At 31.0% G+C, this 17,863-nt stretch carries 11 protein-coding genes and 1 pseudogene; 6 read left to right on the top strand and 6 right to left on the bottom strand.

All coding sequences use genetic code 11. The features are described 5' to 3' along the window. Positions 1 to 177 precede the first annotated feature (177 nt). Complete coding sequence (locus NSR03_RS01775; protein WP_002506963.1) at positions 178 to 564, top strand: hypothetical protein; 387 nt, start codon at positions 178 to 180, stop codon at positions 562 to 564. A gap of 315 nt (positions 565 to 879) precedes the next feature. Here NSR03_RS01775 and NSR03_RS01770 read toward each other — a convergent pair whose 3' ends face one another. Both NSR03_RS01770 and NSR03_RS01765 read right to left on the bottom strand, forming a co-directional pair. Further along, positions 880 to 2,214: an NCS2 family permease gene (locus tag NSR03_RS01770; protein ID WP_002506962.1), complete on the bottom strand. Its 1,335-nt coding sequence runs from the start codon at positions 2,212 to 2,214 to the stop codon at positions 880 to 882. A 110-nt stretch (positions 2,215 to 2,324) separates the two neighbouring features. Further along, positions 2,325 to 4,151, bottom strand: a pseudogene (locus tag NSR03_RS01765) (DNA topoisomerase 3); the annotation flags it as partial. Positions 4,152 to 4,486: 335 nt separating this feature from the next. Between NSR03_RS01765 and NSR03_RS01760 the strand changes: the two are divergent. The 4 genes from NSR03_RS01760 to NSR03_RS01745 are packed head-to-tail and all read left to right on the top strand — an operon-like array spanning position 4,487 to position 10,918. After that, positions 4,487 to 5,713, top strand: coding sequence for a site-specific integrase (locus NSR03_RS01760; protein ID WP_285336395.1), 1,227 nt, complete (start codon positions 4,487 to 4,489; stop codon positions 5,711 to 5,713). Between the two features lie 12 nt (positions 5,714 to 5,725). Continuing rightward, a complete protein-coding gene (locus NSR03_RS01755; protein WP_285336397.1) occupies positions 5,726 to 8,560 on the top strand; it encodes a helix-turn-helix domain-containing protein in 2,835 nt (944 codons plus the stop codon). Positions 8,561 to 8,574: 14 nt separating this feature from the next. Continuing rightward, entirely contained in the window at positions 8,575 to 10,224 is a 1,650-nt protein-coding gene (locus NSR03_RS01750) for a tyrosine-type recombinase/integrase (protein ID WP_285336399.1), read from the top strand. After that, the gene (locus tag NSR03_RS01745; RefSeq protein WP_285336400.1) at positions 10,211 to 10,918 is read left to right on the top strand and encodes a hypothetical protein; all 708 of its coding nucleotides are present in this window, start codon (positions 10,211 to 10,213) and stop codon (positions 10,916 to 10,918) included. The genes NSR03_RS01750 and NSR03_RS01745 overlap by 14 nt, the downstream gene beginning before the upstream one ends. A 41-nt stretch (positions 10,919 to 10,959) precedes the next feature. On the opposite strand, the gene NSR03_RS01740 is transcribed toward NSR03_RS01745, so the two are convergent. Continuing rightward, entirely contained in the window at positions 10,960 to 11,187 is a 228-nt protein-coding gene (locus NSR03_RS01740) for a helix-turn-helix domain-containing protein (protein WP_340719175.1), read from the bottom strand. 121 nt (positions 11,188 to 11,308) lie between these two features. On the opposite strand from NSR03_RS01740, the gene NSR03_RS01735 reads away from it, so the two are divergent. Then, entirely contained in the window at positions 11,309 to 11,842 is a 534-nt protein-coding gene (locus NSR03_RS01735; protein WP_285336404.1) for a hypothetical protein, read from the top strand. A 200-nt stretch (positions 11,843 to 12,042) separates the two neighbouring features. On the opposite strand, the gene NSR03_RS01730 is transcribed toward NSR03_RS01735, so the two are convergent. The 3 genes from NSR03_RS01730 to NSR03_RS01720 are packed head-to-tail and all read right to left on the bottom strand — an operon-like array spanning position 12,043 to position 17,747. Then, complete coding sequence (locus tag NSR03_RS01730; RefSeq protein WP_340719174.1) at positions 12,043 to 13,182, bottom strand: GIY-YIG nuclease family protein; 1,140 nt, start codon at positions 13,180 to 13,182, stop codon at positions 12,043 to 12,045. Beyond that, positions 13,172 to 15,100, bottom strand: a complete 1,929-nt coding sequence (locus tag NSR03_RS01725) for a DEAD/DEAH box helicase (protein ID WP_285336407.1) — start codon at positions 15,098 to 15,100, stop codon at positions 13,172 to 13,174. The genes NSR03_RS01730 and NSR03_RS01725 overlap by 11 nt, the downstream gene beginning before the upstream one ends. Before the next feature lies 1 nt (position 15,101). Continuing rightward, positions 15,102 to 17,747 (bottom strand): DNA methyltransferase, encoded by a 2,646-nt coding sequence (locus NSR03_RS01720; RefSeq protein WP_340719173.1) that lies wholly within the window; start codon positions 17,745 to 17,747, stop codon positions 15,102 to 15,104. Between the last annotated feature and the right edge of the window lie 116 nt (positions 17,748 to 17,863).

Here is a 17,863-nt window from a genome sequence, read left to right as displayed (position 1 = left end):
TTTTTATACTTTTTGTCTAACACATACTTTGTTATTGTACTTGAATACGCTAATCACTTCAACCTTTTTTGAAATCTTTTTGAAAATCTTTTTAAATCTCTACAATTCATTATTACTTATTATTATTTAAATCCATTGGTTTGTTTTATAATAGTAGATATTAGGTGGTGATTTGATATGAAAAGCGGTATTCGTACTACGCTTATAATTTTGAGTTTTATACTCCTTATAGGAGAGTTTGTTTATGGTATTCCGTTTCTTGGTGGTAGCATTATTCTTAGTTTTGGTTGGCAACCATTGCTCATTAACGCCCTATTATACCTTGTAACTATGATAATACTTATTGTAGATAAACAAAACTCAATTAAACCAATGATGGTTATTCCATTATTAGGTCTTATCGGTTCATTCATTGCATTTTTACCTTTCATAGGTATGGTTGTGCATTGGATTTTATTCTTTTTAATGCTTTTCTTTATATTCGTACTCTTTTCAACTCCTCTGTATGTAGCTAACAAAAATGCAAAAGTAGTATATACAGAATATAGAGAAACTCATAAGTAATTAGTCTTTCTTTTTAAATTTGTTTTATAAGTTCTGTTAGTTAGGATTAACTATTTTTCATCGAGCGTATATTGTATGAGTCTTTGTTTGGTTAAATCATACCAATCAGGTAAATTCCTTCTTTATGTAAAGCATGAATTTTATTACCTTTTCTAAAATTGCTATTATAATGAAGAAACTTGTTTTTACTTCTTGTATAATATAGATTTGATGTATAATACTACCTACGAATTCTAAACAATTCCAAATTGATTATTTATAAAATATAAAAGCACATTGTTGTGTCACTTTGACGTTCAACAATGTGCTTTTAATTTATCCGTGAACAAACACGAAATAGAGAATAAATAATACCATTAAGCCATACATAATAGGATGTATTTCTTTATGTCTTTTAGAGATTAACATTGTAATTGGATAGAATATAAACCCGCAAGCAATACCTGTCGCAATTGAATATGATAACGGCATCATAATAATTGTAACAAAAGCCGGTACTGCAACTTCAAATTTCTTCCAATCTATTTCTGCAAAGTTTGAAGCCATTAAGACACCAACTACAACTAATGCAGGTGTAGTAACTGCACTCGTCACTACTTCCATAAGTGGACTAAAGAATATCGCTAATAAGAAACAAAAACCTGTTACTACACTTGCAAATCCTGTCCTAGCTCCGACAGCAACACCTGATGTTGATTCAATATATGTAGTCGTTGTTGTGGTACCAAAAATTGAACCTACGATTGTTGCTAATGAATCTGAGAAAAGTGCACGTCCAGCTCTTGGAAGTTTGTTATCTTTCATCATACCAGCTTGACTAGCTACTGCTACTAAAGTTCCTGCTGTGTCAAAGAAATCTATGAATAAGAATGTTAGGATAACAATTAGAAATTGAACAGTAAATAATTGTGATGGATCTTTAAAGGCTTCAAAAGCTGCACCGAAAGTTGGTTCAATACTTGGAACTTGACCTACAATGCCACTCGGCGTATGTATAAGACCAGTAATCATACCAAGAATAGACGTAAGCATCATACCAATAAATATTGCTCCTGGCACTCTAACCGCATAGAGTATAACAGTGATAATAATACCAAATATAGTTAAGAGTACAGGACCCTCAGTAATTTGCCCCAATGTAACTAACGTAGAATCATTGGAAACAATAATACCAGAACTTTGTAACCCTACAAAGGTGATAAATAACCCGATCCCAGCAGAAACTGCCATTTTCATCTGGAAAGGAATTGCGTTTATGATTATTTCCCGTAGCCCCGTCATAGTGAGGACTGCAAATACTAAACCAGAAAATAGTACTCCAGTTAAACCGACTTCCCAAGGAATGCCCATAGTTAATACAACAGTAAATGCAAAGAATGCATTTAAGCCCATACCAGGTGCTAAAGCAATCGGATATCGTGCGATTAGCCCCATAAATAGTGAGCCAACAAAAGCTGCAAGTGCTGTGGCAACGAAAATAGCACCTTGATCCATTTTCATATCGTCAGACACGCCATCAACGCCTGCTAAACTAAGTACTTGAGGGTTAACAGCTAAAATGTATGCCATAGATAAGAAAGTCGTTAGCCCACCAAGTATCTCTTTCTTATAGCTTGTTCCATGTTTATCAAACTTGAAATACTTTTTCACAGTTAGTTCTCCTTTTTTTAAAATACCTTCATATTTTAATATCAAATTAACTATTTTACAATAGCAAACACGAACTTTGTTAAATTATATATTTCGTTTGTTCGATTATTTTAGAATTTAAGGTCTTTTAGCGCGTCTTGGAATGGGTTATTCTCTATACCTTCATCTTTATTCATGTATTTTTTCATATCTTTTTTATTTATTTTATCTGACTTTTTATTTTTATGTCGTTTATCCATTTGAGCCTGACTTTCAGTATGACCACAAACACAGCGATAAACGGCATCCTTCCCTCTTCCAAATAATGTCATTTTTTTATGACAATTAGGACAGCGTGCGTTAGTTTTTCTTTGAACATTCTTTTTCGTTTTACACGTTGGATCCTGACAAACTAACATTTGTCCATTTTTCGTTTTAACTTTAATCATAAATTTGCCGCAAGTTGGACACTCAGTAGTAGTTAAATTGTCATGCTTATACCTTTGTTCACTTTCCTTAATTTCAGATACAACGTCGTTAGTAAATTGTTTCATCTCTGATATAAACTGTTTCACATCATATTTGCCTTGTTCAATGAGTGAAAGTTTTTCTTCCCATTCTGCTGTCAATAATGGAGAAGTAATTTTTTTTGGTGCTAATTCTAAAATTTGTTTTCCTTTAGAAGTTACTTTTATTTTGCCATCACGTGCTTCAATCGCATTCATATTAAATAATTTTTCTATGATATCTGCTCTAGTTGCTACAGTACCTATACCACCCGTTTCTTTTAATGTGTCATTATGTTTTTTATCATCTAACGCAAAGAATTTCTGAGGGCTTTCCATCGCTTTGAGTAAAGTTCCTTCATTAAAATACGCTGGAGGTGTTGTTTCATGTTGGTCTATGTTCACGCGAGTGATTTTAAGTGTTGCGCCTTTTTGCATTTGAGTAATTTGTTCATTTGTTTTTTCTTGTGTATCATAGGCTGCTTTAAATCCTAATTTTGTAGTGATTTTATCTTTAAAAGTAAATTTATATCTACCAACACTTAATTCTATAGAAACTGCTTCGTATTCATGAGGTGGCATTAGATTTTCTAAGTATCTTTGAGCAATCATCATGTATATTTTTGATTCTCGTTGGCTTAATTGATTCATATCAGGACGTACTTCTGTTGGTATAATAGCGTGATGATCTGATACTTTACTATTATTTACAAATCTTTGTTTAGCAGAAAATGATTGTGACATTTGTCCTTTTGCAATGTCTTTTAAAGTGGTAGCCATAATTGCTTGCAAACGGTCTTTAAGCGTATCTACCATGTCATCAGTTAAATAATTTGAATCTGTACGAGGATACGTCACAAGTTTATGTCTTTCATATAATGCTTGTAGTGTATTTAATGTCTCTTTAGGTCCTAAGTGATAACGTTTATAAGCTTCTTGTTGTAAGTCAGTTAAACTAAACAATTGCTGTGGGTATGATTTTTTATGACTTTTAGTTATTGTTTCAATCGTTGCCACTTGTCCTTCAATTTCCTTCTTGATATCTTCAAAAATTGTTTTATCTGGATGTGATTGAGGTTTAATACACTGAAAATTAAGACCACCTGCATTCAATTTCATCGTGAAATAAGTTTGTGGTTTGAATTGATTAATCTCATTTTGTCTCATTTGTACTAATTGTATTGTAGGAGTTTGCACACGGCCAAGTGACAATTGAGCGTCATATTTAGTTGTCAACGCACGCGTAGCATTGATACCAACAATCCAATCTGCTTCACTACGTGCTAATGCAGCGTGATATAAATTGTCATATTTACGACCATCTTGTAATTTATTAAAACCATCTTTAATTGCTTTATTTGTTACAGAACTAATCCATAAACGTTTAATTGGTTTATGATTATGTGCTTTATCTAATATTAATCGCGCTACTAGTTCTCCCTCTCTACCAGCTTATCTGAATATAATTGTACATAATTAAAGTGTACATAAAAACTAAATCCTAAGATACTCTAAATCCTTTTATATAAATAGTTTCAAGTGAAATCAATTTAAAATATACTGTACATTAATCTAGAGTAGAAAATTATCCTCAAATGAATATCTAGAAAGTATGAATATGAAAAAATGTACATTATTCTAATAATAAATAGGTTTTTATCAGTCAGTATTTCATAAACAAAAGGTCTTTTGAGTTATATTGTAGAAATATACTCAATAAACAAATAAACTATGGGTAATCTTATAAATAAGGATTTAGTCATAAATTGATAAAAGGAGAATGTAAATTGAACACTAAAAATATTATACAGTTCGATAATAATAAAAATATTAAATTTAGTACAACCTCAGCATGGGTCGATAGTATTTTTTTAAGTAATGGTAAGACTGAAAAAAAGCACTTTGCAGTAATAGGTCTTAAAAACATTGCTTCGAACACCCATATAATTCACCCTTTAAGTCAGTTCATTACCGATAACTGGAAAAATAAAGAATACAACACTCAAAGAAAACATTCTAATAACACAGTTCAATTTCTTAACTACTTAGTAGAAAATCGAAAAACCCTTAATATAACCTTGTTAAGCGATTTAAAAATAAAACACGGCACCCAGTATTTAAACAATCTTTCATCATCTGGGGTGAGGAGGGATACAGTTAAGGATGTAGAGAGAACATTGACTCTTTTTTATTTTTGGTTAGTCAGTATTAATGTTATAGACTCCTTTAGCAAGAATAGCTTTGAAAAAAAGGAATCACATTTCGGATTATATATAGAATCTCCTTTCAAACCTATGTACCCGTCAAGAGAAGCTAAAGAGATAGAACATACATTACCCGTTAATTATATCCCTCTGCTGTTAGAAGTTGCAATATCTGTAGCTAAGCCTATTGCCCTGGGGATTTACTTTCAAATCTTTGGAGGACTAAGAGTTTCCGAGGTTATTAATTTAAAGAGAGTACAAGTAGCCCGACGAATGAAGGAAGGTGATTATATTCTAAAACTTCAAAACCAAAATTTTAGAACTGATTTAAAGGAACATTCATCTGTAAAAAAGGAACGTAGCCAAAGGGTACTTGAGATAAATGGTTGGGGACACAGTCTATTTCGTGATCATATTAAACTTTATAGAACTAAAGATGGCACTAATGCTTTATTTGTAAACAGAGATGGTAAAGCCATGTCTCAAAGAAGTTATCGTCAATACTTTGAAAAAGTAAAAGATCATTTTATAAGATTACTAGAAAACCATGGTGACAGTGAACAAAAACTGATTGCTAAACATTTAAGATATATGAAATGGTCAACTCACATTGGGCGTGGCACTTTTACTAATATTATTGCTGAAGACGCTGAAAACCCATATGAAATCGCCCACTTGCGAGGCGACTCAAGCATTGATTCTTCACTCACATATATCGTTTCTACCGAAAGAATCCATAAAAAGATTGAGGACAAATTTTCTAATCTACATGAAAAATATTTGCCTAGACTTATTTCAAGAAAAGAGTGATATATAGTGAATTTGGATAAAGATAAACTGCTAACTACTAAAGAAGCAGCAAAATTATTAAACCTTGAGTCAACTACTGCTGTACTTCATTTAATAAAGAAGAAAACACTCCCTAATGCTTATAAGCAAGGTTCAGCATGGAAAATACCTTTGAATGATATTAAAAATATCTTAGGTAAACAAAGAAGTTCTATTGATACCAAAGAAGCGATGGAAATATTTCGATATAATAATACGACTTCAATAATCGATTTAATTAATCTATCTATTTTTCCTAATGCGTTTAAACTTAATGGAAAATGGAGAATACCTCTATCTGATATTGAAAACTACCAATTCAATAGTTCTCAATCGCTGAGCACAACTGAAGCAGCAATAGAACTTGGCTTGAGTTCAAATGTCGCAGTATCAGCATTAATAAGAAAAAAAACCTTTCCTAATGTTTTTAAGTTTCAAGGAAAATGGAGAATACCTCGTTCAGATTTCGACGAATATAAAGAGATATATTATGATAATGATTATTTAAGTATTGATAAAATAATGATTATACTCAAAAAGTCTAGGAGTACAATATTAAGCTATATTCATGCTGGCGTATTTCCCAAGTCAATAAAACTAAATGGTAGTTGGCGAGTACATAAAGACGATTTAAAAAATTATGAAAGTCATTTAGCAAAGAAGAAACTTGCTCTGAAGATGCAAAGAAGCAAATATAATAATAAAAGAATTAAGTTAAATGACGATCCATTAGTCAAAGATTACCTTTCTGCTAAAGATATCTCCGACAATTTGAATATAAGCAGATACGAAGTGCATAAATTGTTCAAAGACAACACATTTAATCAGTCAATAAAATATGGAAACCAATGGTGGGTTCCTATAAAAGAATATGAGAAATATTTAATTCACAGAAAGAAAATAGAATTAGACATAGAAAACTCTTTAACTGCTAAAGAGGCAGCCAAAAAATTAGGTTATAAATATAGTGCTAACATAGTAGAATTGATTAACTCTTATAACCAATTCCCTCACTCCTTTAAACACAATAACACTTGGTATATTCCAAAAAAAGAAATTGAAGAATTCCAAATGAAGAAAGTATCGAAGAACAGAAAGATAGACTATACACCCAGGGTCGCTGCAAAAGAATTAAAGGAGTTTGTTGATAATTTTGACACTAAGATAGAACTAACTGAAACTAAGAAGTTATTTAAACAATACTGTTCACAACAGATAAACAAAATAAAAGGTAGTAATCGTTATATGAGAGATAAAATTTTATTGTATAAAAGATTTTACAATAAAATGGTTAGCAATATGAATAACGAGATATTCTTGTTATCTACTGAAGAAATCAATAACTTTTTTCAAGATTCTTCTTCATTTAAAAAAGGGGAAAAGAAAATTTTGATTTTATTTTTAAAATATGTTTACAGTCAAAAAGGTATTGATCCTGAGATTGAATTTTCAATACTATCTAATGAGTCCCGAGAAAAAACAAAAGAATTATACAGCCCAGAGGTATTTTTTGAGATTTACCAATATGTAAAAGATTTTAAAATCCATATTCCTTATTCAATAAATAATAGAAGTTATGCAAATATGTGGGTTTATACTATTTTGCTTATGACTGACTTTATCAGAGGACAAGATCTAATATTAAAAACACCCAATATTAATCTTCAACATCTTGATATAGATGACTTAAAATGGTTCAACGATAATCATCTAGCAGATTTTCAAATTGAATCTGTAATAAAGCAGCTTTATATACACTTTAGACACCAAAGAAGTAATAAAACTGATGAACTTTTGACCTTCATTGTTTCGCCTGACTTAAAAGAACCACTTGCATATGGTTTAGTAATTTCTGAATTACACAGAAGAAGTATTGGAAGTGGTTTAATTTTAGATACTTTTACTGAAGGCAAGTATAATAATATCAGAACTGAAGGCAAGATAAGTCATAAAAGGTTTTTTGACGAACTTGACAATAAGTATGATTTTTTATTTAGCTCACGAAAAATGAATAATACTGTAGCAACGTATCTTTTCTATTCTATAGCAGAAGAAGATGGTCAGGATAGTGATCTTGCATTACATTTAACACAAGTCTCTCGGTCTCATAATAGGGGTAACTCTACTCGTCGTTACATTCAGGCTACAAATAAAGATGGTTCAATTAATCGTGTTGCCTATAATCTCTTTAAACGTGGTCATTTTGGGTGGCTATACAACTATCTGATTATATATTTAAACCATTTGGATCATGTACTTCACACACTGGAAGACCGGACTAGATTAATTGAAAATGTTAGAGATAATGTCTCTCCAAGTCATTTAGAAAACCTTGCTGAATTTACATTAAACATAAATTTACCATCTAACGAAAGCAATCAAAATATTGAGAGTTTTTTAGAAGAAATGTATAACAAAAGAAAAAATCTTGTTTCAAAACTTCAGGGTTATACTAAAAGTGAAATACAAGAGATATTGGTTAAACTATCCAGAGGAAATCTTCCTTCCAAGAATGAAAATGCTCAATGTTTGATTTCACCCAGTTGTATAAATCCGCAACTTACAAATTGTTTCTCTTGTGAATATGTAATACCTAACAACCTCATCTTAATTCAATTAAACGAGGAAATGCTACGTCTTATAAAGAGGCTTAAGGAGGAAGAAAATCATCTTCTAATGAAGAGAGAGACAAGATTTTTGCTCCATACCTTGTTTGTTTGGAAAGAAGCACGATTAGCATTTGGAAATGAAGTGGTCAACACATATATACCCTCCCAAAAAATGTGGGATGAAATTAATAAGATATCTCATAAGCTTAAACTGGAATAAAAAGAGGTGAACTTATGGAAATAAAAGCTATAGTCAGTCAATTTAACAATAATAGTATTATCGAGAAACGACAAAATGTCGATTTTAATACATTTGATACAGTCGAATATGAAGTTTTGTTTAAACAACTTTCATCTAAGAAATCCATCACTGGTTCATTTAAACAAACTGAATGGCAACTTTCCTGCGATATCAATAATCACTATATACCAATAAAATTTGATATCGATAGATATCCTGAGATAAATCTTGCATTAAAAAAATTTACTATTACCCGGTTGCTATCTGGAAGGAAATCATTAACTATTTATAATGAAGTGATTGCTTTAAAAAAAGCTATACTAGCAAGTGCAGGATTTAATGATACCGATAGTTTAGAAAAGCTCTTAACCAAAGAAACACAACATTATTCGTACCAAGGCTATCATCTTTTAACTGTGGTTAAGAGTTTTATGTCTTTCTATAAAATACCTCTTTCAAAAAAGATAATTAATCTTTGTAATGGTCATCTTTCTAAAAAGAAACTTCAAAGAAACCTACCAGCATTCGAAGATATTATTACTTTTGATGAAGTTTTAAATGATTACTTTCAAAATAACTCTACAGAAGACACACTAGAGTATTTACCAATAAAGCTTTGGTGGCTTCTAACTAATATTATTCCTTTAAGACCAACTGAATTTTTATCATTAAAGAAGGACTGTTTAGAATTCAATGCAAACTATATTTCACCATACAGAATTAAAATACAGAGAATAAAACAGAAAAATACAGAGTATAATATATCGGAAGACCAAATTGAAAGAATCGAAATCGATGAATCAACTTATAAGTTGATGAAAAACATTATTTTTCAATTGGCTACTGTTGAATCTGAATCAAAGTATTTGTTACCTGTTGAGTTACTATATGCCTTCAGACAAAAGAAATATACTAAAAAAAATGAAAGAATAAATAGAAGAGATTTTGATCTAATGAAAAAACAGTTTTATGAGAATATTGTTGAAGGAAAATATGGTATTTATAACCTAGATAGAATTAAATCCGGTGACACAAGACATTTTGCAATTATTAACATGGCTCTGCAAGGTTTTAACATGCTATCTATAGCTAGAATGGCAGGACATGATGAAATTAGAAGCCAATACAGCTATTATTCTCATGCAGAACATTTTTCACAGTCTTATGTTTATCGCCTGTCTCAAAACCAAATAGAAAATAAAATCAGTAATAACATGGAGGGCGGGATTATCGGATGGAAAAGATATATTTATGATAAAGGCAGAACTATCGATATTAATCAATATAATTTAGATAAAATTGTTGGTAGAGTGAAATATGGGTTTTGTACAGAAGAGAAATCTATTTTTCCGGATACATGCATTGAGTATTGTAAATTCTGTCCTAAGTTTGCATTTAAACCAGCAATTAACGAGCGAGAAGAAGCTATTGATTGGTTGACGAATACTTCTGATGACTTAAGTGTGAAAATTAAAGAATCAATAATACTGATGCGAGATTTATCAATGAATCTTTCAAAAACTTATATACAAGGAAATAATGATTTATTAAAATCTACATCAAAACAATTAGCAGCTTTCATGGATAAAAAAGCAACTATTGATTCCAACTTATTGGAGGATGAAGCACTTGAAAGAGAATAAACTAAAGAAGCGCCGTGGAAGACCTAGCGAATGGACAGATGAACAATTAATGCGACTTGCTTTGGATATAAAGTATAGACTTCATGGAGAAAAGTTAACACCTTCTTTACTCGAAAGAGAGACCAAAATTGGCAGAAATACGTGGAGCAGACGTATGAAAAACTATATTGAAGAATTAAATAACCCTGTCATAACTAAAGTCTCGCCAAATGACTTAAACGATTCATTATTACCAAGTATCGATCTCATTTTAAAAAGGCATGATATTGAAAATAATAATTTAAAAAATGAATTACTGGATTTAGAGATCTTACTGTACGATATGTATAATGAACTCAAAAAATTAAAAGAAAATGAACAAAAATATAAACAGTACATTGATGACAATAAGTTACTAAGAGAAGAGAAAAATAAGCAAGAATATCGCGCGAGACATTATGAAGAATTATATAATAATATAATTCTTTCAAGTATGTATCCTCACCTACAGGATATAAAAGAATCAGCAGTTAATCAATTCAACATTAAAGAAAAGTTAATTAACATGGATCTTAATAAAGATAAAAATATATCTATTGAGAACTTAAATTCATTTTTTCCCGATATTCCAAAAGAAGAATCCAGCCGGGAGAAAGAAGAACAGCAACGTAAGAATATGAACATTCTATTAGAGGATTTTGATATTGAAGAATAAGAATAGAGGCACGAATCTAGTGCCTCTGTTCTTATATTATTTTATAATTTTAATTTTTTCTCCACTTCACTTATAAGCTGACTAGGGAGAGTTTCTAATGCATCAGCTAAAACAAATATAGTTTTTAAACTAGGTTGTCTCTTCCCTCTTTCAAGCATACTTATGAAAGTACGATCTAAATTGCTTAAATATGCTAATTCTTCTTGAGAAATTGAATTATGTACTCTTTTTTGTTTTAATACTTCGCCAAATGCTTTATCAATCTCCATAACTATCCCCACATTCCTTTATTCTAATTCTTAAAGGAATGTGGCTTCAGGTCTACTGACTATAGTCTACATAAGCAGTGATATATGATAATATGGGAATATAAAAACTGGGGTGAAAATATTGAAAAATAATATAGATGATTATATTCAAGAGAAGAATATTCCAGCGCAACTTAAACAATATTTTATAACAAGTATGCGTGGGAAAAGCTACATCGATGAAGCAATGCTGGATGAAATAGAAGAGTTATATATATATTATACTGCTTTATACTATTTCGATGAAACAGAATTTAGTTCTTATATTATCACCACTCTTGAACGAGGCTCAGAACATAGTGCCTATTATTATTATTTAAAAAAGATTCTTGACAACAACTTAGAACTACAGTCTAAAGACAATAAAAAGTCCTTTTTAAACTTAAGTAATATAGATCTAGACAACTTATTTAAAGAAATCACTATTGATTTCAATAAACATCTAAAAGATGTGTATGATAATAACTTCGAACAAATAGATATATTAACAACGTTAATTCTCTTAGGTAAATTGGAGTTAATCAGTAACATAACAGAAGATCAATCATATAGATACGTATATGAAGCAGGCAAAGCAGGGCTGGAAACAAAGATTAAAAATATAAAATTCATATAATACAGAAATAATATCGTTATTATATTTAAAAAAAACAGGCTGAAACATAAGTCTCAGCCTAAGAGTCCTAAGATCTTTAGCCCTCATAAATACCTAATTTAAAGGATTTTAGCTCCTATTATATTTATCAATTTTGAAATACTCTCTAAAACTATATCCATTCTTGATTGAGTATTAAAGGACACAAGAAACTAATTTTTTTATAGATTGATTTTCATGACAATGTCATTAATCACTTCTTCAACTTCTTCTAAGCTGGACACAAACCACTCTCTAGGAACTACTGTTTTGCCATTCGGTCCTACTATAGAAATATTAACGTTCTTATGAGAAAGTATTCGGTGGAGTAATGTTTCAAATCTACTCACATTCAAATTAAACACTTGATAAGTTGCAACTACTTCAACTGGTGCGTAGAGGAAAGTTGCCTGTTTTTCTGCATTCTTTATCCTATTTTCAACTGCTCCCGTGGTAAAACCAATTTTGTATAGATTTTTAATAGAGCTAATTTGAACATCTTCACTTAAAGATTTAAGTACATAAATAAATCCTGTAGCCACGTCATCCGTACCTATATTGTCTAAAAGAGTATTCTCATTTTCAGTCACTCTTCTACCATTTTTATATAGCTCTGCACTTAGAGACCGCAGTAACATATCTGATTCGGTCCCATTTTCAAATATACACTTTAATCTTGCATTAGTTTTATTATTAACTTTTTTTCGCTCTCCAACTGATTCAACATAAAGTAAAACCCCATTTAGAACATAAAAGTTATTTGGATGAATATCTTGCTCATTTCTAAATTGTAAAAGTTTTCTTTTACCTTCCGCAATATCTTTCTGGCAAGCTTTGAATAATTTCTCATATCTATCAAAATCTTTAATTTTCTTTCGTTTAGCTATGTAACCTGGCATTGTCATAGGTTTTCGTATTGAGCTTGTGTCAAAGATGGACTTCTTACCGTTTTCCAATGAACTATCTCTCAACAACTCAGAAGACCCACTCAAAAGAATATCCTCAACAGAGTTCACTTCGGGTATTTTTGTTTCTTTTTTGTTTTGTCCCAATAACCCAATTTCATCATACTGCTTTAAATAGTTTAATCGTTCACCATCTTTACGTATACCAATTAAACGACTAGCTAATTTCCGTTCTTCCCAGTTGTTATCAACTTTATAAGGTTCTCTTCCATTTTCCTTTACAAAATCTATAATCTCTCTAAACTTTTCTATTTCTGGATCATAACTTATTTTATTGATCTTCTTAGTTTTTGATGTTATATCTTCGAATAAATCACTTTTCATTATTTCATCAATTGAATGATATCTATTGTTCATTTTCTTTCTTTCTCCTTAGCTCCTGCATATAGAGTACTGCCTCTCCCATTCTTTTCTCGATAGGATCTGTAGAGCTTGAATCTGGACGTTTGCCATTCCTTTGAAAGAATTCTTCTACTTTAGGCCAAATATATACCAATTCAGACTCATCAAAAGTTATACGCTTAGCTTCTATTGACTCTTGAATTATTTTCAATACTGGTGCATCCAGTTCTCTAGATAGAACTTCATAAGCTTTCTGGAATGGATTAATAGAGTCTATAAGATTGATTTCAAGATCTTCGATATTAATAAATTTATCTGCCATTCTTATAAACTTTTTATTCCCAACTTCCTCTGTTTTTGAACCTTTAAGTGCAGTGTCCAGTACAACATGCTGCCTAACTTCTTCTATTTCTTCATCAGTTAGCTTAGGATAGACTTTTTGAATTACTTTGGGTATTAACACCTTATTCAATACTTCTGGCTCTACATCGCCTGTAAATGACTTTTGGACTTGAGGGTCTTGGAAAATTTGAGCTTTCAAATCATTAATATCATTATCTATAATTTTTTTTACGTTCTTAGTCGATGGTTCCTTAAAACCTTTTACAAATAATTCTCCCTCTTTACCTGATGTTTTTTCTTCATCATCTTTTCTACGCTTAAATTTAAAATCAGGTGTAAGTACCTGTTCCATCAATAATGAAGCTGAGATAGCTTTAAGCATAGTGTTTACACTGTAAGTAACCAAATCATCCTCTGCATCAGGTTGTGCAATTAGGTTAGTAAATCTCGCGTGAGACTTATTATAGCTATCTCGAGTACTTCTGCCGATAATTTGAACAATTTCTGTTAGAGAACCGCGATATCCCACTGTTAAAGTGTGCTCGCAATAGGGCCAGTCAAAGCCTTCTTTTGCCATTCCAAGAGCAATAATAATATCTAAATCATCTACTTCTGTCATATTTCTTAAATATTCCACTACTTTTTCTCGTCCAAGTTGATCATCAACTAAATCCGCAATCTTTAGCACTTTTCCATCTTCATGTCTTTTTACAAAGATTATACCAGTCTCTTCATCTTGATACTCAACATCACCAATTAAGTCAATAATACGATTGACTTCATCGTACTTATCTTTTGTGGACTCACCAGAGTTTACATTTGGAATATGAACTATTGTCTTTAAATTGGTGTCTAGTACTTCCTGAATTGCTGTGGTGTACTTTCCTTGATAAAAATGATAGCCTATTCCAAAGCTTTTTAGATGTTCATAACCGTCTAGTTGCTCGTAATATGTATAAGTGACTTTATCAAATAATTCCTCTTCTTCATAAGACAAAATAGGAACAGAATCACCTCTAAAATAAGATCCTGTCATAGCGACTATATGTGCGGAAGAATTACGGATAATGTTACGTAATACATCTCCTAAACGAGAGTCTACATCTGCTGACACATGATGAAACTCGTCTATAGCTATCAGGCATTCATCAAATACTTTGTCATCTAGTTTTTCATATGCAAAGCGAAGTGTTGAGTGAGTACAAATAAGTATATTATCATCAGAATACATAAATCTTACAAATGAACTTACTTTAGATTTATCTCCGCCAGGACTTGTAAGGTTATTTTTAGGATTAACCTCCCAGTCTGCGAAAAAACCACTACTTTTTAAATTAGTGCTTTTAAAAGATGCTCCTATTGACCGCTCTGGTACAGCAACAATAACTTTATTCAATCCTTGGTTAATCAGTTTATCTAAACCAATAAACATCAAAGCTCTCGACTTACCAGAAGCTGGCGGAGCTTTAACCAACAAATATTGTGACTCTCGTTTTTCAAATGCTCTTGCTTGCATTTCGCGCATGCCATAGCTATTTGCATTTTTACTTTGCCCTGTCTGATTATATTTAATTTCTACTAATTTTTCCATATTATAGCTCCTCACTTGTCATTGTTTGATACATTTTAAGAAGTAAGTTTAAGCGTTCTTCATCATCTTTAAATTTTCTGTTTTGGTACAAACAATCAATAATATTATCAAGTTTTTCATGTGCTATTTTTAGTACTTTGGGCATAGTATTCGGATTATATAGCTCTGCTAGAGAACCACCTAGTTCTTCTCGAGCGTCAAGAATTTCTACAACGGCTTCTCTTATTTCATTTTTTCTCCTAGTTGAAAGCTTAGGAATTGGGAAAGTATTATAACAGAGCCCAGCTGAGTAACGAAAATCTGTTTTAAATCTACCTGCCACAGATTTAACCCAAGCCATATGCATACGAGACATTAGTAATCCAAGGAGGTAAATATCTGCATCATATATTACACTCGCAGCATCTGAGGCTATAATACTAGAATCAATTAAACCCATGGGAATATAATTTCTATTTTCAGAAGACACTCTAGGAATCAAAATTGAATGTTTAATAGTTTCATTAGTATCTCTAAAACTCCATGGTTTTAAAGCAAGTTTGTTTGTTCCTTTATCAGTGGAATTCTTTCTATGATTTTCTGTAATTAACATTCTCTTTTGTATTAATGGATTAGATTTTATTTCCTCATAATCCTTTTCATCTAGCCATAAACAATATCTTAAGCCGCCTTTAATAAATTCATCGGAACCTATCAACTTTTTAAAGTATGGAGATAAATTAGGATATTCATTGATAGCATTATTATATTCAGAGATAGAAAAAATTAAGCCACCCTTACTATTAGCCATATTACCAAATCTTAATTTTGGCAAATCAGAAATCGGTGTTCTCCTAGATTTCACTAAAATGTTGTTAGCCTCTATTAAATATGGATTAATATTCTTCACATTTTTTTTTGATCCGTTTGTAAATAAATACTTATCGATATTTTCATTTTTTTGACTGAAGCCAATAATTACTACAGTTACTGCAGCATTACTTTTAGCATTATTTGACCATTTAAAAGACTGATATGCAAAATTTATTTGGAGATTATATTTAAATAAGTGGTTCCATAACGGATAAACTTGTTCACCATGGGTAATTGAATTTGTAGAAACAAAGGCAACCTTCGCATTTGTATTACGAGCGTATTGAGCCCCTAATACAAACCAGGCAGATATATAGTCTAGTATTGTTCCATTTTTCACATCTTTAAAAACTGTTAACATATCTGTTCTTTGATTTTTATTTAATTTTTTTGAACCAAGGTATGGCGGGTTACCAAAAACATAAATTTGATCAGAGTCCTGACCAAAACAGACTTCATTCCAGTCAATCCTAATAGCGTTGCCACATCTAATATCTCCAGCTGATTGTAAAGGCAATGTTGCTCTAACTTTATCTCCAAAAATTTCCTCTAACTCCATATTCATTTGATGTTCAGCAATCCATAAAGATAATTTTGCAATATCATGTGCGAATTCATCAATTTCTATACCAAAAAATTGATCAAGTGTTACTGAAGGTAGATACATGAGGTTTTCTGTAAGTTCACGTTTTCTCAACAAAATTCTAATCTCCAAGCGACGTAGTTCTTTATAAGTGATAATAAGAAAATTACCTGAACCACACGCAGGATCAAAGAACTTAATATTTCCTATTCTTTCATAGAGCTCATCTAGTTTTTTCACATTATTATAAGCTCGTTCGAAAGACTCATTAAGTTCGTCTAAGAAAAGTGGTTTTATCACTTTTAAAATATTAGGGACACTCGTATAATGTGTACCTAATACACTGCGATTTTCATTAGTAGCAATTGCTTGGACCATCGAACCAAAAATATCAGGGTTTATTTTTGTCCAGTTAAGCAATTCGCCGCCTTCAATTATGAGTTTTCTTGATTTAGAAGAGAATTTTATATTTTGATGTTCTTTTGAGAATAGCTGTCCATTTACATATGGAAAATCTGCTAAATGTTTTGGTACTTCTTTTCGATCTTTTTTATCCAAGATATCAAAAAGTTCGTGGAAAAAATAATCAAGATCTGATCCATCTGATTTTGTCAAAGTTTTAATGGTATTTGTAAAACTTCCTCGTTTAAATATATCCGTATCTTCCGCGAACATACAGAATAAAAGTCTCATAAAGAATATATCAAAGCCTTCACTAGCTAAAATATCTTCATTCTCTCTTTTAACTGTATCGTATATCCTGGCAAATCTTTCTGCAGCTTTAATATCTGCTGGATTCTCTTTATCAAAATTAATCTTTTCAATCCCCATCCACCCCAAAAAGAATTCGAAGTATTGCGGTAGATCTTTAAAATCAATATCAAGCGCTTCTTGAGTTTTAGTATCTTTAGCAAGGAAGTTTTCAAAATTAGTCACAATAATATATCGTGGCTTTGCAGATAGCTCCTTTACTTCTTCTTCCACCTCAACAAAAGCATCAAAAATTTTATTACCATCGGTTTTTTTATACCATAATCTATTTTTTAAATGAATTTCGTCATCTCTCTTAGTTAAATTTTGATTTCCAGATTTTAATCTAGTAATCGTTGCTTTAGGTATGTTATAAACACTCAAAAAATCATAGATGAAATTTGAATGGTTATCTTTGTTCACTATATCTATTACCTTATCTTCTAATTCAATAACTGACATCTCATTACCTCTATTCTTTATGTATTAAAGTTTATTTCACTATCTATAAAATGTCTTATCTAAATTAAAGTACTACCATGTAAGAATTAACTTACTTCAATAATACACTTAAACCT

The organism is Staphylococcus sp. FSL W8-1207 (assembly GCF_038003745.1).
Classification (GTDB): Bacteria; Bacillota; Bacilli; order Staphylococcales; family Staphylococcaceae; genus Staphylococcus; species Staphylococcus equorum.
The sequence above is the reverse complement of the archived record's forward strand: the minus strand, read 5'-3'. Positions and strand labels throughout refer to the sequence as shown.

Excerpts from the sequence above, each read along its gene's own strand:
- NSR03_RS01775 (WP_002506963.1), top strand. The coding sequence starts at position 178 with ATGAAAAGCGGTATTCGTACTACGCTTATAATTTTGAGTTTTATACTC.
- NSR03_RS01750 (WP_285336399.1), top strand. The coding sequence starts at position 8,575 with ATGGAAATAAAAGCTATAGTCAGTCAATTTAACAATAATAGTATTATC.
- NSR03_RS01740 (WP_340719175.1), bottom strand. The coding sequence starts at position 11,187 with ATGGAGATTGATAAAGCATTTGGCGAAGTATTAAAACAAAAAAGAGTA.
- NSR03_RS01730 (WP_340719174.1), bottom strand. The coding sequence starts at position 13,182 with ATGAACAATAGATATCATTCAATTGATGAAATAATGAAAAGTGATTTA.
- NSR03_RS01725 (WP_285336407.1), bottom strand. The coding sequence starts at position 15,100 with ATGGAAAAATTAGTAGAAATTAAATATAATCAGACAGGGCAAAGTAAA.
- NSR03_RS01720 (WP_340719173.1), bottom strand. The coding sequence starts at position 17,747 with ATGTCAGTTATTGAATTAGAAGATAAGGTAATAGATATAGTGAACAAA.